Genomic DNA, 21,847 nt, shown 5'->3' on the forward strand with positions numbered 1-21,847 from the left:
TAGTGAAACAATAGAGAGGTAACTTCATATAATCATAATGACAAAATGAACGGTTTATGAATCGAACATAAAGGAGATTATAGTATGGCACTCTCATTTGTTGAAACAGAAGAACAAACTTTAGTTATTGAGCAAATAAATAAGTTGATTCCGAAGTTCGTGGAAAGGGAGCATCAACTAAGTGAATTAGGTTCTTTTCCATATGAAAATATTAATGATTTGAAAGATATCGGATATACGAAATTAACGTTGCCAAAAGAATTAGGAGGCAATGCGATTTCTTTATATGATTTTGTTTTATTTCAAGAGAAAATAGCAGAAGGCTGTGGAGCTACTGCGTTATCCATTGGATGGCATATTGGTATTGTGAAAGAGCTAGCGGAAAATCGTTCTTGGAATGCAGAGATGTTCCAATGGTTTTGTGAGGAAGTACGTAATGGTGCGCTCTTTAATAGGGCAGCGACAGAACCGAGAACAGGGAGTCCGACGCGAGGCGGAAAACCAGAGACATTAGCAGTTCAAAAAGGTGATAAATGGATTATAAATGGAAGGAAAACTTTTACGACGATGGCACCAGTACTTGATTATTTTATCATTTCAGCAAGTATTGAGGGCAGGGAAGAAATCGGGGAGTTTGTCATTCCAAAGAATACGCTAGGTGTATCAATTGAAGAAACTTGGGATAGCGTTTCAATGCGAGGAACTGCTAGCCACGATCTTATTTTACAAAATGTAGAGATAGAGAATCGCCTTTTTACTGATGTAAAAGGTTCGAAAGTGAAACAAAAGGGGATTGGCTGGTTATTGCATATACCAGCGTGTTATTTAGGGATTGCACAATCGGCAAGAAATTATGCAGTTCAGTTTGCGGAATCATACAAGCCAAATAGTTTAAATCATTCAATTAGTTTATTACCGAATGTTAGAAGGTTAGTCGGAGAATTAGAACTTGAGCTTATGCAAGCTCGCGTCTTTTTATATCAAATTGCGAAAAAGTACGATGAAGCAGAAGATAAGCTTTCACTACAAGCAGAGCTAGCAGCAGTGAAATACGCCGTAACAAATGCGGCGATAGCCATTGTAGATAAAGCAATGCGTATCGTAGGGGCAAAAAGTTTATCAGAAAAAAATCCGCTTCATCGTTACTATTTAAACGTCAGAGCAGGATTACACAATCCGCCGATGGATGATGCAACACTATCTATGCTGGCGGATGCGGCGTTTCGGTCGTAATGAAGAAATATAAAGTCTGTTCCATTCTGGAGCAGACTTTTTGTTGTCGGTGAATTGGTATGCTATGTTGAATCGTTGATATAATTCCGTGTATTATGTCATTGTTCAAAGGAGAGGAAGTTCTCGTTTTACAAATTAAAAAGGCTATCCTTTTGATGAGAGGATAGCCTTTTTAATTTGTTCTATTGTGGCTGTACTTCAAGACTCATACTACTTTCAGAACCGTCTTGATTATGTGCAAATAATGAATAATACCCTGGTAAAGGGTTGGCGATGAGTGAACGTAAAGTGAAGGATTTACTTTCACTTGGCTGTAACGTGTGTTTGACTAAACGATCTTCTTTGAATTTAATTGAATAAGTAAAACTGTTTGTACTAGTGTTTTTAATCGTAATATTTAAGTCACCTAGGCCGCTAAATTCAAATCCTGTGCCTGTGTCACCTTTGAATATATGTGAATTATTAAATGAAGATGAATGAAATGTTCGGATTTCTTCTTTATTGCTTGAAGAAAGGGTAATAGTTTCTGATTCTATACTTGAAGTCGAGGAATCTAGTTTTGTATTTGGTTTTGTTAAAAAAGTAATCGCGCAAAGTAATGCAATTACAATAAATGAACTAGAGATAACGAACCGTTTTTTTGTAAGAAGTAAATATTTATTTTTTTTATAAGGATGTAATAATGTATAGTTACGAGCAAAACATAACATATATGAAAATTATTATCAATTCAAAAAATCTTTCTTTTCATTCTTCTTTTTGTAGTTTTATAGTGGAATGCTATGTTTCTTATTTCACCTACTGTATAATAAGAAAAAAGCACGAAAAGAGGGTAACTCATGCTAGAGGTTATTGCAACTTGTTTAGAAGATGTGAAGCGAATTGAAAAGGCTGGTGGAAATCGAATTGAACTCATTTCATCGTATACAGAAGGTGGTTTAACACCGAGTTATGCTTTTATAAAAAAAGCAGTAGAAGCAGTGCAAATACCAGTTCATGTTATGATTCGTCCGCATGCAAAGTCTTTTATATATACGGAAGAAGAAATTGAAATGATGAAAGAAGATATTATAGTTGCTCAAAATCTAGGGGCTGCTGGTGTTGTATTAGGTGTGTTAAATGAACAAAATGAAGTTGATGAAGAGGAACTAGCAGATTTATTATCTGTTGTAGATGGAATAAATGTAACGTATCATCGTGCGATAGATGATACAGAAAATCCAGTAGAAGCGATGAAAGTTTTGAAGAAATTCAATAAAGTTTCTCACGTGTTAACTTCAGGTGGACAAGGAAATATAGTTGATAATATTCCGGTGCTTACAGATATGCAAAAGGTAAGCGATGGTCAAATTCAGCTTGTAGCTGGAGCTGGCGTGACGAAAGAAAATATAAAGCAGTTACTAGATGAAACTGGAATCACGCAAGCCCATGTCGGTACAGCGGTAAGAGAAGGAAAATCATGTTTTTCTGAAATTGATCTTAATTTAGTACAAGAATTGGTTCAAATCATAAAATAAACACTTAAGAAAGAGGAGAAACGATGAAGGAAAATACGAAGAAAGAATTATTCTCATGGGCTAAAACGATAGGATTTACCCTTGTATTAATCGCTATTATTCGCGGTGTTTTATTTACACCTTCATTAGTACAAGGTGAATCGATGATGCCCACTTTAGAAAATAACGAACGAGTTCTTGTGAATAAGATCGGTTATAGTATAAGTGGATTAGATCGCTTTGATATTATCGTCTTCCACGGAAAAGAAGGGTACGATTTAGTAAAACGAGTAATTGGTTTACCAGGTGATACAGTTGAGTATAAAGATGATATTTTATATGTAAACGGAAAAGCGATGGAAGAACCGTATTTAAAAGAATTTAAAGAAAAGGCGTCTGGTCGTGTATTAACTCCTGATTTTACGTTAGAACAAATCACAGGGAAAACAAAAGTACCAGAAGGCCAAGTATTTGTTTTAGGAGATAATCGTGAAGTGTCTAAAGACGGTCGTATGTTTGGATTTATTTCAGAAGATGAAATTGTCGGAAAAGGACAAGCTGTTTTCTGGCCGTTGAAACAAGTAAGAGCGTTATAAAGCAAAAAGTATGGGAGAAATATTCTTCCATACTTTTTTTGTTTGTGAAAAATATATTGATAGAATTGAAAGAATATTTTATAATTTTAAATTATATGTTTGTTTCGAAAAACGGAATTGAAGTTCCGAAATTCGGAACGAAAAGGAGATAGGATGAGTATAAATAAAACGGCAGTTAAGACAATGGATATTTTAGAGTTGTTTTATGAGCATGAGGAGCTAAGTTTGACAGAGATGGTTCAGCTTACGAACATGCCGAAAACATCTGTTTATCGTTTAATTGGTTCGTTAGAAGAAATGGACTTTTTACAAAAAACAGAAAAGGGAAAGTATCGTCTCGGAGTCGTTTTTTTACGATTTGGTCAACTTGTTTCACAAAGGTTATCCGTAAGAAATATTGCGATTCCTTATATGAAAGAGCTTAGAGATAGTTTAGGGCAGGCAGTAAATTTAATTATTCAAGATGGTAATGATGCAATTTACGTTGAGAAGATGGAAGGAGTTCAGCCAGTACGTGTTTATACGGCGGTTGGAAGAAGAGCACCGCTTTATGCGGGTGCATGTCCGAGAATTTTACTATCGTATTTTTCTGAGGAAGAGAAAAGAAAGTACGTAGAAGAAACGGATTTAAAGCAGTTTGCAGATGGAACGATTGTGAATAAGGAACATTTACTAGAAGTGTTACATATGGCAAAACAAGCTGGATATACAATTAGTTATTCTGAATTAGAAAATCATACAGCGGCTATAGCGGCTCCAATTTTTGCAAGTGATGGAACGGTTGTAGCAGGCATTAGTATTTCGGGATTGGCAATTGAGTATAGCGAAAGTAACATTGCGTATTTTACTGCGAAAGTGAAAGAAACAGCGAACCGCATTTCGAAAGAACTCGGCTGTTTGGCATAGAAAGAGGGAGTGGGATGAAATTTTCTGCGTTAGGGGATCAAGCAATTATTGTTACATTTGGTGAAGAAATTGGGATGGATATATACGAAAAAGTACAACGATTATTTCAAGCACTGCAGCAATATCCGTTTGCAGGAATAGTTGAATGCGTTCCGTCGTTTACTTCATTAGCGGTTTATTACAATTTGTACGAAGTATGGAAGGAAAATGATAGAAATATAAGACCATATGATTACGTTTGCCAGTATATACGGGAGCTGTCTGATTCTTATAAAGAAGAAGTGAACCGAGATGTGAAACATATTTCTATACCAGTGTGTTACGGGGGAGAATATGGACCTGATTTAGAAGAAGTTGCACATTATCAAGGATTACAAGTAGAGGATGTTATTCGAATACATAGTGAAACAACATATTTCGTGTATATGTTAGGCTTTACGCCTGGATTCCCTTATTTAGGGGGATTATCAAAAGAACTAGAAACACCTAGAAAAGAAACACCACGGTTACAAATCGCTCCTGGCTCAGTAGGGATTGGCGGAAATCAAACGGGTATTTATCCGCTTGAAACACCAGGAGGCTGGAATATTATCGGTCGAACACCTATTTCTCTATTTAATCCAAAAGAAGAAACACCAACATATATTCAAAGTGGTATGTATTTGCGATTTAAACCAATAACAAAGGAAGAGTACGTATCGCTTGAGGGGGCTAAAGAATGGATGTAGAGGTTTTGCATGCGGGAATGTTTACAACAGTCCAAGATTTAGGAAGATTTCATTATCAGCAATACGGTGTGCCTGTTGGCGGTGCTATGGATAAAAGTGCGCTCAGGATGATTAATATGTTAGTAGGTAATGAGGAGAATGAGGCTGGACTCGAAATTACAATAATGGGACCTAAATTGTTAATCAAGAAAACGACATTGCTTGCGATTGGTGGAGCAGATATGGAACCGTTATTAAATGGAGAGCGCATTCCATTATGGCGCCCTATATTAGCTGAAGAAGGAAGCATGCTTTGCCTCGGAAAAGCGAAAAGCGGTTGCAGAGCATATGTGACTTTTGCGGGCGGTATAAATATTGATCGTACGATGGGAAGTAAAAGTACTTACATACGTGCTGCTCTTGGCGGTATTGAAGGGAGAATGCTGAAAAAAGGAGATTATTTTCAAATTGGTACAGGGGCAGAAGTTGGGAGTCGTTTCATTCGAAATTTACAAGAAGAAGAGCGCATAAAAACGAAGTGGGCAATTTGTAACAATACTTTACCAAAATATAAGAAGCAGCCTATTCTTCGCGTCATAACAGACTTTGAATATGATCAATTTACAGAAGAAAGTATAAAGTCGTTTTTTTCGAAAGAGTATAAAGTATCCAATTATGCTGATCGCATGGGATATAGGCTTGACGGAGATGTTTTAAATAGAGTGGAAGAGGTAGAAATTTTATCGAGTCCCGTTACATTCGGAACAATTCAAGTACCGAATGGTGGACAGCCTATTATATTAATGGCGGATAGACAAACGACAGGTGGTTATCCGAGAATTGGAAATGTAGTTTCAGTAGATTTACCTCTTCTAGCGCAGCTGAAACCAGGAGACTATGTAACTTTTGAAAAAATAACTATGGAAGAAGCTGCGCAATTATATATAAAGCAGGAAACAAGTATGAGTCTATTAAAGAAATTCATCGCTTTACGAAGCTGAGATTAGGAGGAAAACATCGTGACTACAATCGATTTAAACTGTGATTTAGGAGAAAGTTTTGGAGCTTATAAAATGGGAAATGATGATGAAATTCTTCCGTTCGTTTCCTCTATAAACGTTGCTTGTGGTTTTCATGCTGGTGATCCGTCTGTTATGCGGCAAACGGTTGAAAAAGCTCTGCAGCAAAACGTAGCAATAGGGGCACACCCTGGATTTCCTGATTTAATTGGATTTGGAAGAAGGAACATGCATGTTTCAGCAAGTGAAGTATACGATTATGTTTTATATCAAATTGGCGCATTAGACGGATTTGTTAAAGCGGCAGGCGGGAAAATGCAACATGTAAAACCGCACGGTGCCTTATATAATATGGCGGCAACTGATTCGGAAATTGCAGATGCAATCGCAAAGGCAATTTATCATATTAATCCAAATCTATTACTTTACGGATTAGCAAATAGTGAGGCTTTTATAAGGGCAACAGAAAAATATAATATAACGCTCGTACAAGAAGCTTTTGCAGATCGTACGTATAAGCAAGATGGAACGTTAACAAGCCGGACAGAAGAAAATGCACTTATAAAAAATGAAGACGAAGCGATAAAGCAAGTGCTTCAAATGGTGAAAGAAGGCTATGTAAACGCGGTGAGCGGAGAGAAAGTAACAGTTCAGGCGAAAACGATCTGTTTACACGGTGATGGGGAGAAAGCAGTCCAATTTGCGAAAAAAATATACAGAACATTCGAACTTAATGGTGTTTCTATTTGTGCACCGAAATAAAAAATGGGGGAAGTGCTGGAATGATTAAATTAATCGGGATACTACTTGTTGCAGTTGGTTTTTTATTTAGATTAAATACACTTTTAGTAGTTATGGTTGCAGGTATTGTTACTGGTATGGTTTCAGGATTAAGCTTTTATGATGTCATCAGCATGTTCGGTAAATTTTTCATAGAAAATAGATATATGTCTATGCCTATTATACTAACTTTACCGGTAATCGGAATTTTAGAGCGTTACGGTTTAAAAGAAAGAGCAGAAGCACTTATAACGAAATCAAAAGGCGCTACAACTGGAAAAGTATTAATGTCATATTTTACGATAAGAGAATCATCAGCAGCACTTGGACTAAATATTGGTGGTCATGCGCAAACAGTAAGACCGCTTGTTGCGCCAATGGCAGAAGGAGCTGCGCAGGGTAAATACGGTAAACTCCCTGAAAAATTAAGAGAAAAGATTAAAGCAAACGCAGCAGCTGCGGAAAATACAGCTTGGTTTTTCGGAGAGGATATTTTCATCGCAACTGGTGCCATTTTATTAATGAAAGGGTTCTTCGATTCAGTAGGTATGCATGTCGGTGTATGGGATATGGCGCTTTGGGGTATTCCAACTGCGATATCTGCCCTTATTGTGAGCTGGATTAGGTTTAGAAGGTTTGATAAGTATATAGAGAAAACAATGAAGGCAGAAGAAAAACAAGAGAAGGAGGCTATATAAGATGAACATCATAACAATGGATACAATTTATTATGTATTAGGAATAATCGTTGCATTTATCGCTGTTCGTATTGCATTTGATCGTGAACATCCAAACCGATTCGGTTCTAGCTTATTTTGGGCATTGTTTGCAGTTACATTCCTATTCGGAAATGTAATACCTTCATTTTATGTTGGCTGTATTGTGCTCGCTATGGTCGTTTTAGCTTCATTAAATAAAGTAACAAAATCTGAGGAGAAAGAAGTACCAGTGCAAGAACGTGTGAAACATGCTGAGAAATTAAAGAATAAAATTTTCATGCCTGCACTATTAATACCTATTTTTACAATTATCGGTACATTAACGTTAGGAAAAATCAAATGGGGAAATGTCGCACTTGTTGATCCAGATAAAGTAACATTAGTTGCATTAGCGTTAGGAGCACTACTCGCATTCATTGCGGCAATGCGTATTACAAAATCAAAAATAACAACGCCTGTTCAAGAAGGGAGTAGGTTATTACAAGCTGTTGGTTGGGCAGTTATTTTACCACAAATGTTAGCAGCGCTTGGTGGTATTTTCGCGAAGTCTGGCGTTGGCCAAGTCGTTTCCGATTTAGTCGGACAAGTGTTACCGACAGAGTATCCATTCGTTGCTGTTATGGCGTACTGTTTAGGAATGATGCTATTCACAGTCGTAATGGGAAATGCTTTCGCTGCGTTTGCGGTTATTACTGGCGGAATTGGCTTGCCTTTAATTGTTCAAATGCACGGCGGGAACCCAGCAATTATGGCAGCACTCGGTATGTTTGCTGGATATTGCGGAACGCTCATTACGCCAATGGCAGCAAACTTTAATATTGTTCCAGCGATGCTTTTAGAATTGAAAGATAAGAATGCTGTTATTAAGGCGCAAGTACCAATTGCTCTGTCCATTTTCATTATCAATATGTTTATCATGTACGGCCTTGTATATCGTTTCTAATTAGGAGAGTGAAACTATGAAAACAGTATTAGTAACAGGATTTGATCCGTTTGGTGGAGAAAGAATCAACCCAGCTTGGGAAGTCGCAAAAAGTTTACATGAAAAAACAATTGGAGAATACAAGATTATAAGTAAACAAGTTCCAACGATATTTCATAAATCGATACAAGTATTAAAAGCGTATATAGAAGAGTTGTCGCCTGACATTATTATATGTATTGGACAAGCTGGGGGCAGACCAGATGTTACGATAGAGCGAATAGCAATTAATGTTGATGATGCAAGAATTGCTGATAATGAAGGAAATCAGCCAGTGGATATGCCGGTTGTAGAAGAGGGTCCTATTGCGTATTGGTCTACACTTCCGATGAAAGCAATCGTGAAAAAACTTCACGAAGAAGGTATACCAGCTTCTGTTTCACAAACGGCAGGTACATTTGTTTGTAATCACTTATTCTATGGTCTCATGCATGAACTGCGGAAGCATGATCAAAAAATAAAAGGCGGATTTGTTCATATTCCGTTCTTACCAGAACAAGCTACTAACTATCCAGGTCAACCGAGTATGTCACTTTCTACAATTAGTAAAGGGATAGAATTGGCAATTGAGGTAACGACGGAAGTGGAAGTAGATATTGTAGCGTGCGGCGGTGCGACGCATTAAGTAAAAAGCATGTTAATTAAAGAGGGCTGATGCAGCCCTCTTTGTGTGTTTGTATTTTGTAATTGAAGATGCAGTATAGAATATAAAGGGAAAGGTTGCAATGGGAGTATTCTAACAAATATGGAATTGTTCCAAATAAAAGGAAACTTTTTAAATAGTTTCTTAATGATGTAGAATTTTCGTCTATATGAATGGATAAAAAGTTAAGTTCTGATAAACTCAAAGACATACAAAGTAAAGGGATTCCAACTTAGATGAAATTATTAGAATAATTGGATATATAGTATTTCAGTAGCCCTCTACATGACTTCATTTACTGCAACAACAAAAAAACTATTTCTTTTATTGAAATCCTCCAAAAGAAATAGTTTTTTCACATATAGCCCTTTAGTAATCTTTATTTTATTTGTATATATAGCAATAAGAAAACTCCAGCTCATCAGTATTTTAAACCATGAATGAGTTGGAGTTTTGGTCTTTTATTCGCAAATTTCCCGTTCATCGAGTAAATCGATGACGCAGTCTTTATGTTTAAGAAGCTTCTCTTTAGATAAATAGTCAGCTCTCTTACAAAGTTGCATTAGTCTATTAGGTATGTTTTGTTTTCCTATAAATATCATTGCTCCAGCATACATTATATTGCGTTTGTGTGGAGATTGCTATGGTTATACAAAAAAAGAGTAACCCGTTTGGCTACTCTTCACATAGAAACTTGTATTTGTTCATTTCAATAAGAGACCGTTATTGAAGTCCCTTCATGAAATTTTGGATTTTTGATGATAATGCAAACAGCAGGATGCTAACTAAAATAGAGATAGCGCCAATAACACCAAAGTAAATTGCTTCTGTTGCAGGATTATACAGTTTAACAACTTGGGCATTTATTGCTTGCGCAGACGCAGTTGATAAGAACCATAAGCTCATGGTTTGCGAAGAGAAAGCAGCTGGAGCCAGCTTCGTCGTTATTGATAACCCTGAAGGAGATAAACAAACTTCTCCAATTACAATTAAAAAGAAACTAAGGACTAACCACATAGGATTCACTAAAGAGTGAGTACCGTTGATTAAAGCCGGAATAATCATAACTAAGAATGAGAAACCTGCAAATAGCAATCCAATAGCGAATTTTTTTGCCGTTGAAGGCTGCTTCTTGCCTAACTTTATCCAAACCCATGCAAAAATCGGGGCAAGCGTTACGATAAAGATTGGACTTAATGATTGGAACCAAGCGGAATGCAATGTAATTCCATTGAACTGTAATTGAGTTCGTTGATCCGCGTATGTCGCTAAGATAATAGCACCTTGTTCTTGTATAGACCAAAATATTGTAGCTGCAATAAAGAGTGGTATATACGCAAGAAGACGAGATTGCTCTACTTTTGTTGTTTTAGGACTACGATACATATAAATAAAATAATAGGCTGGAATAACAATCCCTAAGATACTAATCAGGAATGTAAAACGATTTATAGTTAACAACCCAGTTGGAATTGTAACCACACCTAGCAATGCTAATACAACCAGACCAACACTGAAATACTTAATAGTCTTTTTTCTTTCCGAATCTGATAATGGATTAGGTACTTGTGTACCGACTAGACCAAGGTTTTTCTGTTTTGTTCCAACAAATACCCCTAACCCAATTGCCATACCAATTGCCGCAACTCCAAAACCAAGGTGGAAATTATATTGCTGACCTAATGTTCCGACAACTAAAGGTGCAAGTAAGGCACCTAAGTTAATACCCATGTAGAATATACTGAACCCTGAGTCACGACGCGCATCTGTTTCACTGTATAAACTTCCTACGATGTTCGATATGTTAGGCTTTAACAACCCTGTTCCTAGAACTAAGAAGACCATAGAGATAAATAACGCACTTTTACTACCCGGTAAAGCTAAAATAAGATGGCCAATCATAATTAAAACGCCACCAAAGAATACGGTTTTACTTGGACCAAATAAACGATCCGATATCCATCCACCGATAATACTAGACATGAACAGTAAGGAACCGTAAATTGCCATTATCGAGGTTGCGGTAGATTGATCGATTCCTAATCCACCTTTTGCGACCGAATAGTACATATAATACAGTAAAATAGCTCTCATTCCGTAATGAGAGAACCTTTCCCAAAACTCAGTGAAGAATAAAGAGAATAATCCTTTTGGATGCCCAAAAAATCCCGTTTGAGGAATACTTTGAACAAGTTCGTTTTTTTCTTTCATAATGTTAATATTACCCCTTATTAATTTTTAATATTATACAAGTATAACTTAAGAGGCTCCCAGTAGTCCATAACTATCTAAGCCCATCGATGAAGAAAAGCAGCCTTCTGGCTGCTTTCTAAATGAATTGAAAAATCGTCATTTGCTCATTAGACACACCTTTCACTGAATCTACCTCTAAACAATCCAGAATTGATTGTGAGAGTGCTTTAGTTACTAAGAATGCTACGCCATTACCAACAAGTGTATCTTTGTGTTTCCTAGCAAGGCCGACTACATTCTCCATAACATAATCAGTTGTGAATTCATAAGATAAACAATTATTCTTAAAGCTGGTTTGAATTTTCGAAAGGTTTTATGCCAGTTTGCGGAATTAAAATTAAATAACTGTATTTTAATTGAACAGTAGTTATCTTGGAGACTTTAATTACGCCCAAAAAAGTTTGGGTTTAGATAATGCAACGTAGTAAGTAAACCGAATTGTACAACACCTACTGTAAACAACTGGTATAATAAGTATAGGAATATACATAGAGGTGATTTTTGTGCAGCAATATGAGGAAGTACGTTCAATATTAGAAAAGGCGAAGAAAATTACAGTGTTAACAGGTGCTGGTGCAAGCACAGAAAGTGGTATCCCTGATTTTCGTTCAGCAAATGGATTGTATGCTGATGCGAATGTAGAGATGTACTTGTCGAGAGGCTATTATAATAGAAATCCGAAAGAGTTTTGGAAGCATTATAAAGAAATCTTTCAAATTAATACGTTTCATCAATATAAACCAAATCGTGGGCATCGTTTTTTAGCTGAGCTAGAAGAACGAGGGAAAGACATAAAGATTTTAACGCAAAATATTGATGGTTTGCATCAAGTAGGTGGTAGTAAGCGTGTCATTGATTTACATGGAACACTTCAAACAGCGCATTGTCCGAAGTGTAAAGCGGGATATGATTTACAATATATGATTGATCATGAAGTACCGCGCTGCGGGAAGTGTAATTTCATTTTAAATCCAGATGTTGTTTTATATGGAGATACGTTACCTCAATATCAAAATGCGATAAAACGTTTATATGAAACAGATGTACTTCTCGTAATGGGAACGTCATTAAAAGTACAGCCTGTCGCTTCATTCCCAGAAATCGCAAAGAGAGAAGTGGGCGCAACAACAATTTTAGTAAATGAAGAATTAACGGGACAAGAATACAATTTTGATTTTATTTTTCAAAATAAGATTGGTGAATTTGCCCAAGGGTTATCTTCGATTAAATAAGTTTTTGTTTTCGTAAAGAAACTGAGGTGAATGATGTCCACCTCAGTTTTTTTGTATGCATTATGTTCATGTTATTACGTATTAAGGGGAATGGTAATAAATAGGGTGTAAAATACAAAAACTGAAAATTAAATCTTTTCTTTCTTTTGTAACTAATATAAAATTCTATATATATCATATAAATAAATTTAATACATAATGATTTTTGCACAGAAATGTTAAAAGAATGAAGCGAGGGAGCAAAATGAGACAAAAAAAGGAGAAGCAGAAACAGTCGAAAAAGAAAAAGACTCATATTCCGTTTCGGTTAAATGTACTATTTTTTATCGTTTTTCTTTTATTTTCAGCTATTATTATTCAATTAGGTAAAGTACAAATTATTGACGGAGAAACGTATCGAAATGAAGTGAATAAAAAGGAAGATGTAACGGTGAGTACTCCAGTTCCGAGAGGGAAGATGTTTGACCGGGAAGGAAAAGTTATTGTAAATAATAAACCGTTACGAACTGTTACATATACGAAAATGAAAGGAGTGGACTCAAAAGAGGTTTTAATAGTGGCAAGAAATTTAGCAAAGCTAATTGAAATGCCGCAAGAAGATATGGACAAGTTAACAGAGACAGATAAAAAAGATTTTTGGATGCAGTTAAACGAAAAGCGTGCAGCAACAAAAGTAACGAAAGAAGATGAGAGTAAATTTAGGAAACAGGAGATTGAAGGAAAAGAATTAGATAAAAAAGTAGAAGAGTTGAGACGAGAAAGAATTACACAAGAAGAACTAAACGAGCTTTCGAAAGAGGATATAGAAGTACTAGCAATTAAAAGCAAAATGAATGCGGGATATAAAATGACGCCACAAATTGTCAAAAAAGATGTAAGTCAAAATGAATATGCAGTAGTGAGTGAAAGACTATCGATTTTGCCAGGCGTAGATACGACTGTGGATTGGGAGCGCGAATACCCAAATGACAAAATACTACGTTCTGTACTTGGTAGTGTTTCTAGTGAGAATGAAGGATTACCAAGGGAACAATTAGACTACTATTTAGTACGAGATTATAACCGAAATGATCGTATTGGTAAGAGTTACATCGAAAAACAATACGAAGATGTGTTACATGGAACGAAAGAACAGTCTAAAAATATTACTGATAGGGCTGGAAATATTATTCGGACTGAAAAAGTGACACAAGGAAAAAGTGGAAATAATTTAATGTTAACAGTTGATATGGATTTACAGAAAAAGGTGGAGGAAAGTCTTGAAAGGAATTTAAGGGCATTCCATTCTTCTGAACCGATGATGGATCGTGCATTCGTCGTTATGATGAATCCGAAAAATGGTCAAATTCTATCATTAGCAGGAAAGAAAATTGTAAATAAAGATGGCGGTATGCAAATAGAAGACTACGCTTTAGGAACGATGACAAGTTCTTATGAATTAGGATCTACTGTGAAAGGCGCTACGTTATTAACCGGATACCAAACAGAGGCGATTAAACCGTTTACGCATTTCTTTGATGCACCAATGTACTTTAAAGGTAGCCCTAAGCCGAAAAAATCGTGGAAAGACTTTGGTGATATTGATGATTTAAGAGCTTTACAAGTTTCATCTAACGTGTATATGTTTAATACCGCATTGAAAATAGCAGGGATAAATTACGTGCCAAATAGTCCATTAGACATTAAACAAGAAACTTTTAATAAAATGCGTTATTATTTTAGACAATTTGGTTTAGGAGTGCCGACGGGGATTGATTTACCAAATGAATCGCGTGGCCAAGTTGGTAGAAATGATGGTAAGCCTGGTTTGTTACTCGATTATGCGATTGGACAATACGATACATATACGCCGCTTCAACTGGCTCAATATATTTCAACGATCGCAAATGGCGGTTACCGAATGAAACCACAAATTGTGCAAGAAATTAGAGAACAACCAAATAAACCAGAGGATGTAGGAAAGGTCATTCAGTCGATTGAACCGGTTGTTTTAAATCGAGTGGATATGGACACTTCATACATTAATCATGTAAAAGAAGGATTTAGAAGAGTTTTTCAAGAAGGTGATGGAACAGGTACTGCAACATTTAAAGGATTACCGTATAAACCGGCTGGAAAAACGGGAACAGCTGAAGCATTTTATGGTGGAGAAAGTGATGTTGGAAAAGATGAAAACAACTATCGAAAAAAATGTTATAATTTAACTCTCGCCGGGTATGCGCCATATGACGCTGATCCGGAAGTCGCTTTTTCTGTTGTTGTGCCATGGGTGAATAATGATAAATCAGGTATTAATTCTGCAATTGGTAAAGAGATTTTGGATGCGTATTTTGATTTGAAAGCGCAGCGATCGGGTGTAAGTCTAGTCCCAGTAACACAACAGCCGAGTATGGCACAGTAAAATGAAATTCAAAAATATATCACTGCGCAAATGAACAGGTGCAGTGATATATTTTTGAATTGAAAAGTGTTTTGATAAGGTGGGAATAGATATGAAAGAGGAGATTAAGAGAGGTTGGGGAAAATACATACTATTTATATTTGTCATGGTAGTAACGTACCAGTCTTTTACTTTATGTAAGGTGGAAGGAAAATCGATGCAGCCGACTTTACATGAAGAAGACTACGTATTTGTAAATAAAGCTGCTGTACATTTTTCTAGCTTACAGCACGGAGAAATTGTCATTATTAAGGAAGAGGATGAGTCAAAATATTATGTGAAACGCATAATAGGACTTCCTGGTGACATAATTAACATAACGAATGGAACTGTATACGTAAATGACAAAAAGCAAGATGAACCTTATATAAATAAAGATTTATATAACAATACACAAGTGTTTTACAATTTTCAAAAGACAAAGATTCCGCCAAATAAGTTATTTGTAATGGGAGACAATCGTGAACAAAGTAAGGATAGTCGAAATGGTTTAGGTTATATTGAAGAAGATAATATAATAGGAAAAGTGGAATTTGTGTACTATCCTTTTTCAAAAATGAAAATCATAAAATAAGTGGGGATTCACAAAACCCCACTGATTAAAGTTTCACTTTATCTTCTTTAAAAAACCTTTTGGATTAAATGATATGAAAAACTTATGTTTAGATTCATCGATTATGAAATTGCTATTTTTAGTTAAAAATTCTTCCACAGCTTCCATTGGGCCAGGTCCCCAATTAGGAAGGAGAGGATTTCCGTTAATACTTGTATCTTCTACAATAATGTAACTTCCAGTGGTTACAATAGATTTATAAAGTAAGAGTTCTTTCGATACATGTTCTTTACTATGATCCGAATCTAAAATAACTAAAACCACATCATCAGGTTTGCGCATACTTAATATTGATTGGACGGCCTGTACAGAAATAGATGAAGCTGTTAAATACGTAATTCGATTATGGGATGGCCGATTTGGTTGCGGAGTTATATCGATAGTAAGTACGTGACCTTTTCCAATTAAATCTAACATAGAAGCTAAATACAGTGCACTACCACCGTAAAAAGTTCCGCATTCAATAATTAAATCAGGCTTTAATTCGTATAGTATTTCTTGATACAAAAAGAGATCAGAAGGAAGTTTGCAGATTGGAACCCCGAGCCAGTGTGTACCATGTAACCAAACGTTGCTGTCGTAATATTGTTTTAGAAATTCGCTACTAATGTTATCGATTTTGAATTCTCCTTTCTAAAAAGGATTCTTTCATACGTAAAGAGTTTACGTATGAAAGTTGTACTATATATTATGTGGTAAGGGATTATAAGGCGAGTGTTTTCACGTGAAAATAAGCCAAATAACACATGTGGAAATTGAATTGCTTACAAAAGAAGATGTAAATGAAAGGAAATGATCGTATGTATAAGTACACAATTTGCTTCATTAGAAAAGGAGATAATATACTGCTATTAAATAGAAACAAAAAGCCGACAATGGGAATGTGGAATGGCGTCGGAGGGAAAATAGAAGAGTATGAAACGCCATACGAAGGAGTCATTAGAGAAACGTTTGAGGAAACGGGAATAGAGCTTCCAAGTGTAACGTATAAAGGAAATGTTATGTTTCAAGTTAAAGACGAACCTTTGGGTAGTGAGGGAATGTATGTATTCCTTGCTGATTTACCGGATGGAGTACATATTGATACGCCAGTAAGCACAGATGAAGGTATATTAGAATGGAAGTCAATTGATTGGATATTAGATGGTGATAATAGAGGTGTAGTTAGCAATTTGCAAAGATATTTACCAAGAGTATTAAAAGAAGAAAACAATTTAGAGCATACATTCACATATGATAATCGGAATATTATTGATTACACAACTACACTTTTGACAGAAGATGATACGAAAAAACGAAATGAAAAATATCTCGTTTCTCAATAAGAGAAGAAACGTTAAAATACGAAAAGAAAGCCAAATTCTTTATGGGAATTTGGCTTTTTACAAGGAATGCTAATTCCAATTTCACTCTTCATAATTTGTTTTAATAATAAAGCGGTGTTGCTTCACATCGAAATATCCCTTTTGTAAGATAATTTCATGTATGCGATACAATTCCTCGGTATAGCTATCTACTATAAAATCAGGAATTTGCCACGGAATTGCTTTTAAGTAATAAACAACAGCACCGACATCATAAAAACGCTGAAGAGGGAACTCTTCCTTCGCATCTAAAATAGTAAATCCATTATCCCTTAGTTCATTACATGCCATTTTGAGTGACCAACTTGAAAATTCGCTATTCAGCGGTGTGCCAAACTGCTCATTAAGTTCCGCACAATCAAGACCACCGACTTGTTGAGTAAGGAATATCCCATTTGAAGAAAGAATTCTTTTCACCTCAGAAGCAGAATAGGATTCATGTTGATTGACAATTAAATCAAACTGACTATCTTGAAATGGTAAAGTAGTATCATCAGTAACTTCTACGATTGTAACTCCTAAAGGTTCTAATTTCTTTCGAGCAATTGGTACATTTGGTGCGTAGCCTTCAGTCGCATAAATAGTTGACGGGAACGGTTGTAACATAGATAAAAACTCTCCGCCACCAGTTCCCATATCTAGCATTGATTTTGCACGTTGTATAAGCTGGAAGGCGGTGCTACCGTACGACCAGGATAAAGGCTCGCTATTCATACGGCCAGTTTCTGAAATGAAAGAAAAATCCCAGCCACTAAAGTTTGTCTTTGCACTTTCTAATAATGCCGAAAATAATGAATCACGTTTCATATTATGTCCTCCTATTTCGTTAATGAATGATATAGTAAGAAAAGAGAAAGGGAGGACCTCTTATTAAAATGAAGCGGTTTTACGTTTCGTGTTCAAATAGATTCATACAAATTCGCTCCTTGCGAGAATAGTTATTTATATATTCGAGATAACCAAGAGGAAATCCTTTGAAATTATAAGGGAAGGCAGTTGTTTAATGAAAAATTGGATGGATTTTACAGACAAAGAGTATGACCAAATATGGGATAGGATATATAGTGAGCTTGAGTTTTTACCAAGTGTTTCTATATTCCCATCATTTAAGGTGCCAAGTCCTTTTATAACATATGATATTTCTCATTACTTTGGAGAATCGATAGATTTAAATGTATATGACGATCTGGAAGAAAAAGCATTACTAGTTTTAAAAGAGAATACAGTATCGAATGAATATATAATGGCACTTGATTGGCAACATGAGTGTTACTGGGTAAATCCACATTTAAAGTTCGATAGAAATGAATTTGATGAGTGGACAATCCCGATTTTTCCAAATGGAGATTACTACTTCTTTATTCAGAAGGACTTTAAGTGGGGGTATTTAGGTCATCCTTGGGAGAAGAGTATAACGATATTTGGAAAAGAATTAATAGCGAGCTTTGAACAAAGTAAGCCGGAAATGTTTCAAAATATTTTAAGGCAGGGATAATGTTTTAAAGAGAAAAAACACTTATACTTCATTTTTGAAGCATAAGTGTTTTTGTTTAAAATACTTAAAAAGAAAAATCATTTGGTAAAGTACCATTTTTTATCACCGTTCTTAACCCATGTTTTATAATCCAAGGGTTAACAGGAAGTTTGTTATCGCGTAATTGTTGTAACCATTGAAAAACGAGTTCTTTATCTTCTTTTGTAATATCGTTAATATGATTGGCTACTGATTTTTGGACATATTTAGAAGTGTCATTCATTAATAGCTCAAGAAGTTTTAAATTATTTCTAAAGTCACCTTTCAGAGCTCCAATTTTTTTAGCCCAAGGAAGTCTCGGTCTTGTACCTTCGGAAACTAATCTCCTAATGTGGCTGTTTTCGTCATGAATCCACTGTTGTAATATGTCTAGTGTGTCTTCATGGTATTTTTCAAGAAAAGGCCGAATGGCATATTCAGCAGTATTCCTTTTTGTTATTTCATACATTGCGTTGAAAGAGGATTCAAAATCGTTAAGCCCATATTTTTCAACGTATTTTGCAATAGGCATGTACATATAACCATTTGTAAATGTGCCTACTCCTGTTGTGTTTTCTGGCCCCAATGTTTTCAGTAATATATGTATTGCTTCATTAAAATCTTTTTGTAATGCATAGTGTAATTCATCTGCTATTACTTCTATACGTTGTTTCAACTCTAAATTTTCAACTTTATTTGTTACAGAATCTACAAAGTTTTTCTTAGAGAAATTAGAATCATGTTTAGAAATAGAATCAGCCATTTTTTCTGCTAATTCTTTGTTGAATAAAAATTTTAACGGAACATATTTACCCATTTTTTCACCCCATTGGTCAGATAAAAACAATGTTTATTTTTTAATCGACAATCCATACACCAAAGTCTCACTAGGAGTCGTAATACTAAAACCTGTCGTTTTATAATCAAGTTTCACAGTATCACCAGTGTAATCTGTCGTGAATGAATCCATTTGTACGATAAGATGTGCATCTTCATATACAACATCATCCGCATTATATGTATCCCAAATTAAATCGACATCAACGAAAATGCTACAAGAGTTTGTCATCGTCCCTCTAATGCGAATAATTTTTTTGTCTTCACGTTCTAATCTATGTATAGCAGCTTTTGCTTCATCAGTAATACGAATGTTCATGTAATCCCAACCTTTATGTATATTTCCTCTATTATCGCAAAAACAGTGGCAATAGGGAAGGGAGATGAATTGCAATAAAAAACGAGCAAACAAATTTGTTTGCTCGTTTTATTTTATTTTATTTTATTTTAGTTCACATTTATCAAGTGGAATTACTTTCGTTTTCTTAGTAAATTTATATCCTAACCATAGTACTAAGAAGAGTGGTAAACCGATGTAAGAAACGAGTACACCGTTCCAATCGATAGATGCTCCCATAAATGCTCCGTAGTTTTGTCCTAAAATAACGATAACACAAAGTGTAAATGCAAAGATTGGACCGAACGGGAACCATTTTGCTCTATACGGTAAATCTTTTAAATCTTTCCCTTGTGCAACATAAGCTTTTCGGAAACGGTAATGACTAATAGCAATTCCTACCCAAGCAATAAATCCTGACATCCCAGAAGCATTTAATAACCAAATGTATACAACACCGTCACCGTATAAAGAAGCGATGAAAGCAACGCTACCAACAACTGATGTTGCGATTAATGCGTTAACAGGTACACCACGGCTATCTAATTTGCCTAAGAACTTTGGTGCTTTTCCTTGACGAGCTAAATCCCAAAGCATACGAGTTGATGCATACATTCCAGAGTTACCAGCAGAAAGTACTGCAGTTAAAATAACAGCGTTCATAACAGAAGCAGCGAAGGCAACGCCCGCTTTTTCAAATACTAGTGTAAATGGACTTACTGTTACATCACTTGCTGCAAGGCTATCAGTCGTATAAGGAATTAATAAACCGATAACGAGAATTGCTAAAATATAGAATAATATAATGCGCCAAAAGATAGAACGAATTGCTTTTGGAATATTGCGTTCTGGATCAGCAGTTTCACCAGCAGCCACTCCTAATAATTCAGTTCCTTGGAATGAGAAACCAGCAGCCATAAATACACCGATAATTGCCATGATACCGCCATTAAATGGTGCATCTGCAACAGTGAAGTTTTTAAAACCGACAGCTTCGCCGCCCATAATTCCAAAGATCATCATAAAGCCGACAATTAAAAAGATAATAATAGTAACTACTTTAATAAGTGCGAACCAATATTCAGATTCACCAAAACCTTTAACAGATAAATAGTTTAAGAGAAAAATAATAGCTAAGCAAAGTCCACTCCAAATAAGAGAAGGGGTATCTGGGAACCAAAATTTCATAATTAAGGTTACGGCCGCTAGTTCAGCAGCGATCGTAATCGCCCAGTTATACCAATAGTTCCATCCAAGTGCAAAACCAAGTGATGGATCAACAAATTTTGTTGCATAAGTGCTAAAAGAGCCAGTAACAGGCATGTAAGCTGCGAGTTCTGCTAAGCTTGTCATTAAAAAATAAACCATAATTCCAATTGCGGCATATGCGACTAATGCACCGCCAGGACCAGCTGAATGGATAACACCACCACTGGCAAGAAATAATCCGGTACCGATTGTACCACCGAGAGAAATCATAGTAAGGTGACGAGATTTTAATCCGCGTTTTAATTCACCTTGTCCTTGTGTAGTTTGCTTTTTAGAGGTAGCTTGATTCGTTGCGCTATTCATGTTCAACACTCCTTTTCTAGTAAGATAGGAAGGAGCGGGGGAGAAAAATACAAAAAACCGCCAAAAGAATTAGGCGGAACGTTTCACAAATAACCACCCCCATCATACCCTTCCGTTAAGATAGCACCCCACGTCTACACGGTAATTTTGTAAACGTGACAGTTCTGTTCCTTTCGGAGACAGCCCCAGCTCATATTTCCAGAGATGAAATATAAACTTCGGCAACTTTTCCTTTCCAACGGAGTCGGTGACATTCTCTGTGTCTCGGCCGTTCTACTCTTAAAAGTTGCAACCTCTACCTCATCGGATTGATGAGGATTTATTCATTGCTATGATTTTTAATATATGGCAATTGTAATGATTTTCTGAATATATTGCAAGGAATTTTGTTAGGAAAAGTCAAAAAATATCGGTTATTGTATAGGAAACGCTCGCAAAACTCCACCCGAACCTACTGTTATGTAACAATAAATAAAGAAAAAAATTGTTATACAAATGTTTCGCAAAAAATAATGAAAAATCCTTTAAAAAATGAAAGAAAATTCAGAAAATATAATTCGACATAACTATTAAAGGAGATCACTTCATTTATTTTGTTTCAAAGA

The 21,847-nt window shown here is 35.7% G+C and carries 22 protein-coding genes and 1 riboswitch; of the genes, 15 read left to right on the top strand and 7 right to left on the bottom strand.

What is annotated here, in order from left to right:
• The first annotated feature begins 84 nt into the window (after positions 1–84).
• Entirely contained in the window at positions 85–1,233 is a 1,149-nt protein-coding gene (locus CDB3_RS08835) for an acyl-CoA dehydrogenase family protein (protein ID WP_128854166.1), read from the top strand.
• Between the two features lie 182 nt (positions 1,234–1,415).
• Here CDB3_RS08835 and CDB3_RS08840 read toward each other — a convergent pair whose 3' ends face one another.
• The gene (locus tag CDB3_RS08840; RefSeq protein WP_128854167.1) at positions 1,416–1,943 is read right to left on the bottom strand and encodes a hypothetical protein; all 528 of its coding nucleotides are present in this window, start codon (positions 1,941–1,943) and stop codon (positions 1,416–1,418) included.
• Between the two features lie 129 nt (positions 1,944–2,072).
• Here CDB3_RS08840 and CDB3_RS08845 point away from each other — a divergent pair, with 129 nt between their 5' ends.
• The 9 genes from CDB3_RS08845 (at position 2,073) to pcp (ending at position 9,063) form a co-directional block, all read left to right on the top strand.
• Positions 2,073–2,750: a copper homeostasis protein CutC gene (locus CDB3_RS08845; protein WP_128854168.1), complete on the top strand. Its 678-nt coding sequence runs from the start codon at positions 2,073–2,075 to the stop codon at positions 2,748–2,750.
• 23 nt (positions 2,751–2,773) lie between these two features.
• Positions 2,774–3,325, top strand: coding sequence for a signal peptidase I (gene lepB / locus CDB3_RS08850; RefSeq protein WP_128854169.1), 552 nt, complete (start codon positions 2,774–2,776; stop codon positions 3,323–3,325).
• A gap of 153 nt (positions 3,326–3,478) precedes the next feature.
• On the top strand, positions 3,479–4,231 hold the full coding sequence (locus tag CDB3_RS08855; protein ID WP_128854170.1) for an IclR family transcriptional regulator: 753 nt from the start codon (positions 3,479–3,481) through the stop codon (positions 4,229–4,231).
• Positions 4,232–4,245: 14 nt separating this feature from the next.
• Entirely contained in the window at positions 4,246–4,959 is a 714-nt protein-coding gene (pxpB, locus tag CDB3_RS08860) for a 5-oxoprolinase subunit PxpB (RefSeq protein ID WP_128854171.1), read from the top strand.
• Positions 4,950–5,939 carry a 5-oxoprolinase subunit C family protein gene (locus CDB3_RS08865; protein ID WP_128854172.1) on the top strand — a complete coding sequence of 330 codons (990 nt, stop codon included), beginning with the start codon at positions 4,950–4,952 and terminating at the stop codon, positions 5,937–5,939. The genes pxpB and CDB3_RS08865 overlap by 10 nt, the downstream gene beginning before the upstream one ends.
• Positions 5,940–5,957: 18 nt before the next feature.
• Positions 5,958–6,719 (top strand): 5-oxoprolinase subunit PxpA, encoded by a 762-nt coding sequence (gene pxpA, locus CDB3_RS08870; protein WP_128854173.1) that lies wholly within the window; start codon positions 5,958–5,960, stop codon positions 6,717–6,719.
• 20 nt (positions 6,720–6,739) lie between these two features.
• Positions 6,740–7,435, top strand: coding sequence for a DUF969 domain-containing protein (locus CDB3_RS08875; RefSeq protein ID WP_128854174.1), 696 nt, complete (start codon positions 6,740–6,742; stop codon positions 7,433–7,435).
• Between the two features lies 1 nt (position 7,436).
• Entirely contained in the window at positions 7,437–8,399 is a 963-nt protein-coding gene (locus tag CDB3_RS08880; protein WP_128854175.1) for a DUF979 domain-containing protein, read from the top strand.
• Positions 8,400–8,415: 16 nt separating this feature from the next.
• Positions 8,416–9,063 carry a pyroglutamyl-peptidase I gene (gene pcp, locus CDB3_RS08885; protein WP_128854176.1) on the top strand — a complete coding sequence of 216 codons (648 nt, stop codon included), beginning with the start codon at positions 8,416–8,418 and terminating at the stop codon, positions 9,061–9,063.
• Positions 9,064–9,804: 741 nt separating this feature from the next.
• On the opposite strand, the gene CDB3_RS08890 is transcribed toward pcp, so the two are convergent.
• Entirely contained in the window at positions 9,805–11,292 is a 1,488-nt protein-coding gene (locus CDB3_RS08890; protein ID WP_002161268.1) for a peptide MFS transporter, read from the bottom strand.
• A gap of 545 nt (positions 11,293–11,837) precedes the next feature.
• Between CDB3_RS08890 and CDB3_RS08900 the strand changes: the two genes are divergently transcribed.
• The 3 genes from CDB3_RS08900 (at position 11,838) to lepB (CDB3_RS08910) (ending at position 15,580) form a co-directional block, all read left to right on the top strand.
• Positions 11,838–12,566, top strand: coding sequence for an NAD-dependent protein deacylase (locus CDB3_RS08900; protein ID WP_128854177.1), 729 nt, complete (start codon positions 11,838–11,840; stop codon positions 12,564–12,566).
• A gap of 226 nt (positions 12,567–12,792) precedes the next feature.
• Positions 12,793–14,967, top strand: a complete 2,175-nt coding sequence (locus CDB3_RS08905; RefSeq protein ID WP_179139684.1) for a peptidoglycan D,D-transpeptidase FtsI family protein — start codon at positions 12,793–12,795, stop codon at positions 14,965–14,967.
• Positions 14,968–15,058: 91 nt separating this feature from the next.
• Entirely contained in the window at positions 15,059–15,580 is a 522-nt protein-coding gene (lepB, locus tag CDB3_RS08910) for a signal peptidase I (protein ID WP_128854179.1), read from the top strand.
• 33 nt (positions 15,581–15,613) lie between these two features.
• Here lepB (CDB3_RS08910) and CDB3_RS08915 read toward each other — a convergent pair whose 3' ends face one another.
• Positions 15,614–16,237, bottom strand: a complete 624-nt coding sequence (locus CDB3_RS08915; protein ID WP_128854180.1) for a cephalosporin hydroxylase family protein — start codon at positions 16,235–16,237, stop codon at positions 15,614–15,616.
• 182 nt (positions 16,238–16,419) lie between these two features.
• Between CDB3_RS08915 and CDB3_RS08925 the strand changes: the two genes are divergently transcribed.
• A complete protein-coding gene (locus tag CDB3_RS08925) occupies positions 16,420–16,944 on the top strand; it encodes an NUDIX hydrolase (RefSeq protein ID WP_128854182.1) in 525 nt (174 codons plus the stop codon).
• 81 nt (positions 16,945–17,025) lie between these two features.
• Here CDB3_RS08925 and CDB3_RS08930 read toward each other — a convergent pair whose 3' ends face one another.
• Entirely contained in the window at positions 17,026–17,790 is a 765-nt protein-coding gene (locus CDB3_RS08930; RefSeq protein ID WP_128854183.1) for a class I SAM-dependent methyltransferase, read from the bottom strand.
• A gap of 196 nt (positions 17,791–17,986) precedes the next feature.
• Between CDB3_RS08930 and CDB3_RS08935 the strand changes: the two genes are divergently transcribed.
• Positions 17,987–18,478, top strand: a complete 492-nt coding sequence (locus CDB3_RS08935; protein ID WP_128854184.1) for a DUF2716 domain-containing protein — start codon at positions 17,987–17,989, stop codon at positions 18,476–18,478.
• A 64-nt stretch (positions 18,479–18,542) separates the two neighbouring features.
• Here CDB3_RS08935 and CDB3_RS08940 read toward each other — a convergent pair whose 3' ends face one another.
• From CDB3_RS08940 to CDB3_RS08950, 3 genes are all read right to left on the bottom strand, one after another.
• Positions 18,543–19,313: a DNA alkylation repair protein gene (locus tag CDB3_RS08940; RefSeq protein WP_128854185.1), complete on the bottom strand. Its 771-nt coding sequence runs from the start codon at positions 19,311–19,313 to the stop codon at positions 18,543–18,545.
• 33 nt (positions 19,314–19,346) lie between these two features.
• Positions 19,347–19,652 carry an iron-sulfur cluster biosynthesis family protein gene (locus tag CDB3_RS08945; protein ID WP_071746442.1) on the bottom strand — a complete coding sequence of 102 codons (306 nt, stop codon included), beginning with the start codon at positions 19,650–19,652 and terminating at the stop codon, positions 19,347–19,349.
• A 123-nt stretch (positions 19,653–19,775) separates the two neighbouring features.
• The gene (locus CDB3_RS08950) at positions 19,776–21,242 is read right to left on the bottom strand and encodes an amino acid permease (RefSeq protein WP_098889298.1); all 1,467 of its coding nucleotides are present in this window, start codon (positions 21,240–21,242) and stop codon (positions 19,776–19,778) included.
• Between the two features lie 113 nt (positions 21,243–21,355).
• A riboswitch (Lysine riboswitch) is annotated at positions 21,356–21,548 on the bottom strand.
• Positions 21,549–21,847 lie beyond the last annotated feature (299 nt).

This window comes from Bacillus sp. CDB3, assembly GCF_002081505.1.
Lineage (GTDB): Bacteria > Bacillota > Bacilli > Bacillales > Bacillaceae_G > Bacillus_A > Bacillus_A cereus_AT.

Excerpts from the sequence above, each read along its gene's own strand:
- pxpB (WP_128854171.1), top strand. The coding sequence starts at position 4,246 with ATGAAATTTTCTGCGTTAGGGGATCAAGCAATTATTGTTACATTTGGT.
- CDB3_RS08865 (WP_128854172.1), top strand. The coding sequence starts at position 4,950 with ATGGATGTAGAGGTTTTGCATGCGGGAATGTTTACAACAGTCCAAGAT.
- CDB3_RS08835 (WP_128854166.1), top strand. The coding sequence starts at position 85 with ATGGCACTCTCATTTGTTGAAACAGAAGAACAAACTTTAGTTATTGAG.
- CDB3_RS08905 (WP_179139684.1), top strand. The coding sequence starts at position 12,793 with ATGAAGCGAGGGAGCAAAATGAGACAAAAAAAGGAGAAGCAGAAACAG.
- lepB (WP_128854169.1), top strand. The coding sequence starts at position 2,774 with ATGAAGGAAAATACGAAGAAAGAATTATTCTCATGGGCTAAAACGATA.
- CDB3_RS08945 (WP_071746442.1), bottom strand. The coding sequence starts at position 19,652 with ATGAACATTCGTATTACTGATGAAGCAAAAGCTGCTATACATAGATTA.
- lepB (WP_128854179.1), top strand. The coding sequence starts at position 15,059 with ATGAAAGAGGAGATTAAGAGAGGTTGGGGAAAATACATACTATTTATA.
- CDB3_RS08875 (WP_128854174.1), top strand. The coding sequence starts at position 6,740 with ATGATTAAATTAATCGGGATACTACTTGTTGCAGTTGGTTTTTTATTT.
- CDB3_RS08930 (WP_128854183.1), bottom strand. The coding sequence starts at position 17,790 with ATGAAACGTGATTCATTATTTTCGGCATTATTAGAAAGTGCAAAGACA.
- CDB3_RS08935 (WP_128854184.1), top strand. The coding sequence starts at position 17,987 with ATGAAAAATTGGATGGATTTTACAGACAAAGAGTATGACCAAATATGG.
- CDB3_RS08925 (WP_128854182.1), top strand. The coding sequence starts at position 16,420 with ATGTATAAGTACACAATTTGCTTCATTAGAAAAGGAGATAATATACTG.
- CDB3_RS08840 (WP_128854167.1), bottom strand. The coding sequence starts at position 1,943 with ATGTTATGTTTTGCTCGTAACTATACATTATTACATCCTTATAAAAAA.
- CDB3_RS08855 (WP_128854170.1), top strand. The coding sequence starts at position 3,479 with ATGAGTATAAATAAAACGGCAGTTAAGACAATGGATATTTTAGAGTTG.
- CDB3_RS08880 (WP_128854175.1), top strand. The coding sequence starts at position 7,437 with ATGAACATCATAACAATGGATACAATTTATTATGTATTAGGAATAATC.
- CDB3_RS08845 (WP_128854168.1), top strand. The coding sequence starts at position 2,073 with ATGCTAGAGGTTATTGCAACTTGTTTAGAAGATGTGAAGCGAATTGAA.
- CDB3_RS08950 (WP_098889298.1), bottom strand. The coding sequence starts at position 21,242 with ATGAATAGCGCAACGAATCAAGCTACCTCTAAAAAGCAAACTACACAA.
- CDB3_RS08940 (WP_128854185.1), bottom strand. The coding sequence starts at position 19,313 with ATGGGTAAATATGTTCCGTTAAAATTTTTATTCAACAAAGAATTAGCA.
- CDB3_RS08890 (WP_002161268.1), bottom strand. The coding sequence starts at position 11,292 with ATGAAAGAAAAAAACGAACTTGTTCAAAGTATTCCTCAAACGGGATTT.
- pcp (WP_128854176.1), top strand. The coding sequence starts at position 8,416 with ATGAAAACAGTATTAGTAACAGGATTTGATCCGTTTGGTGGAGAAAGA.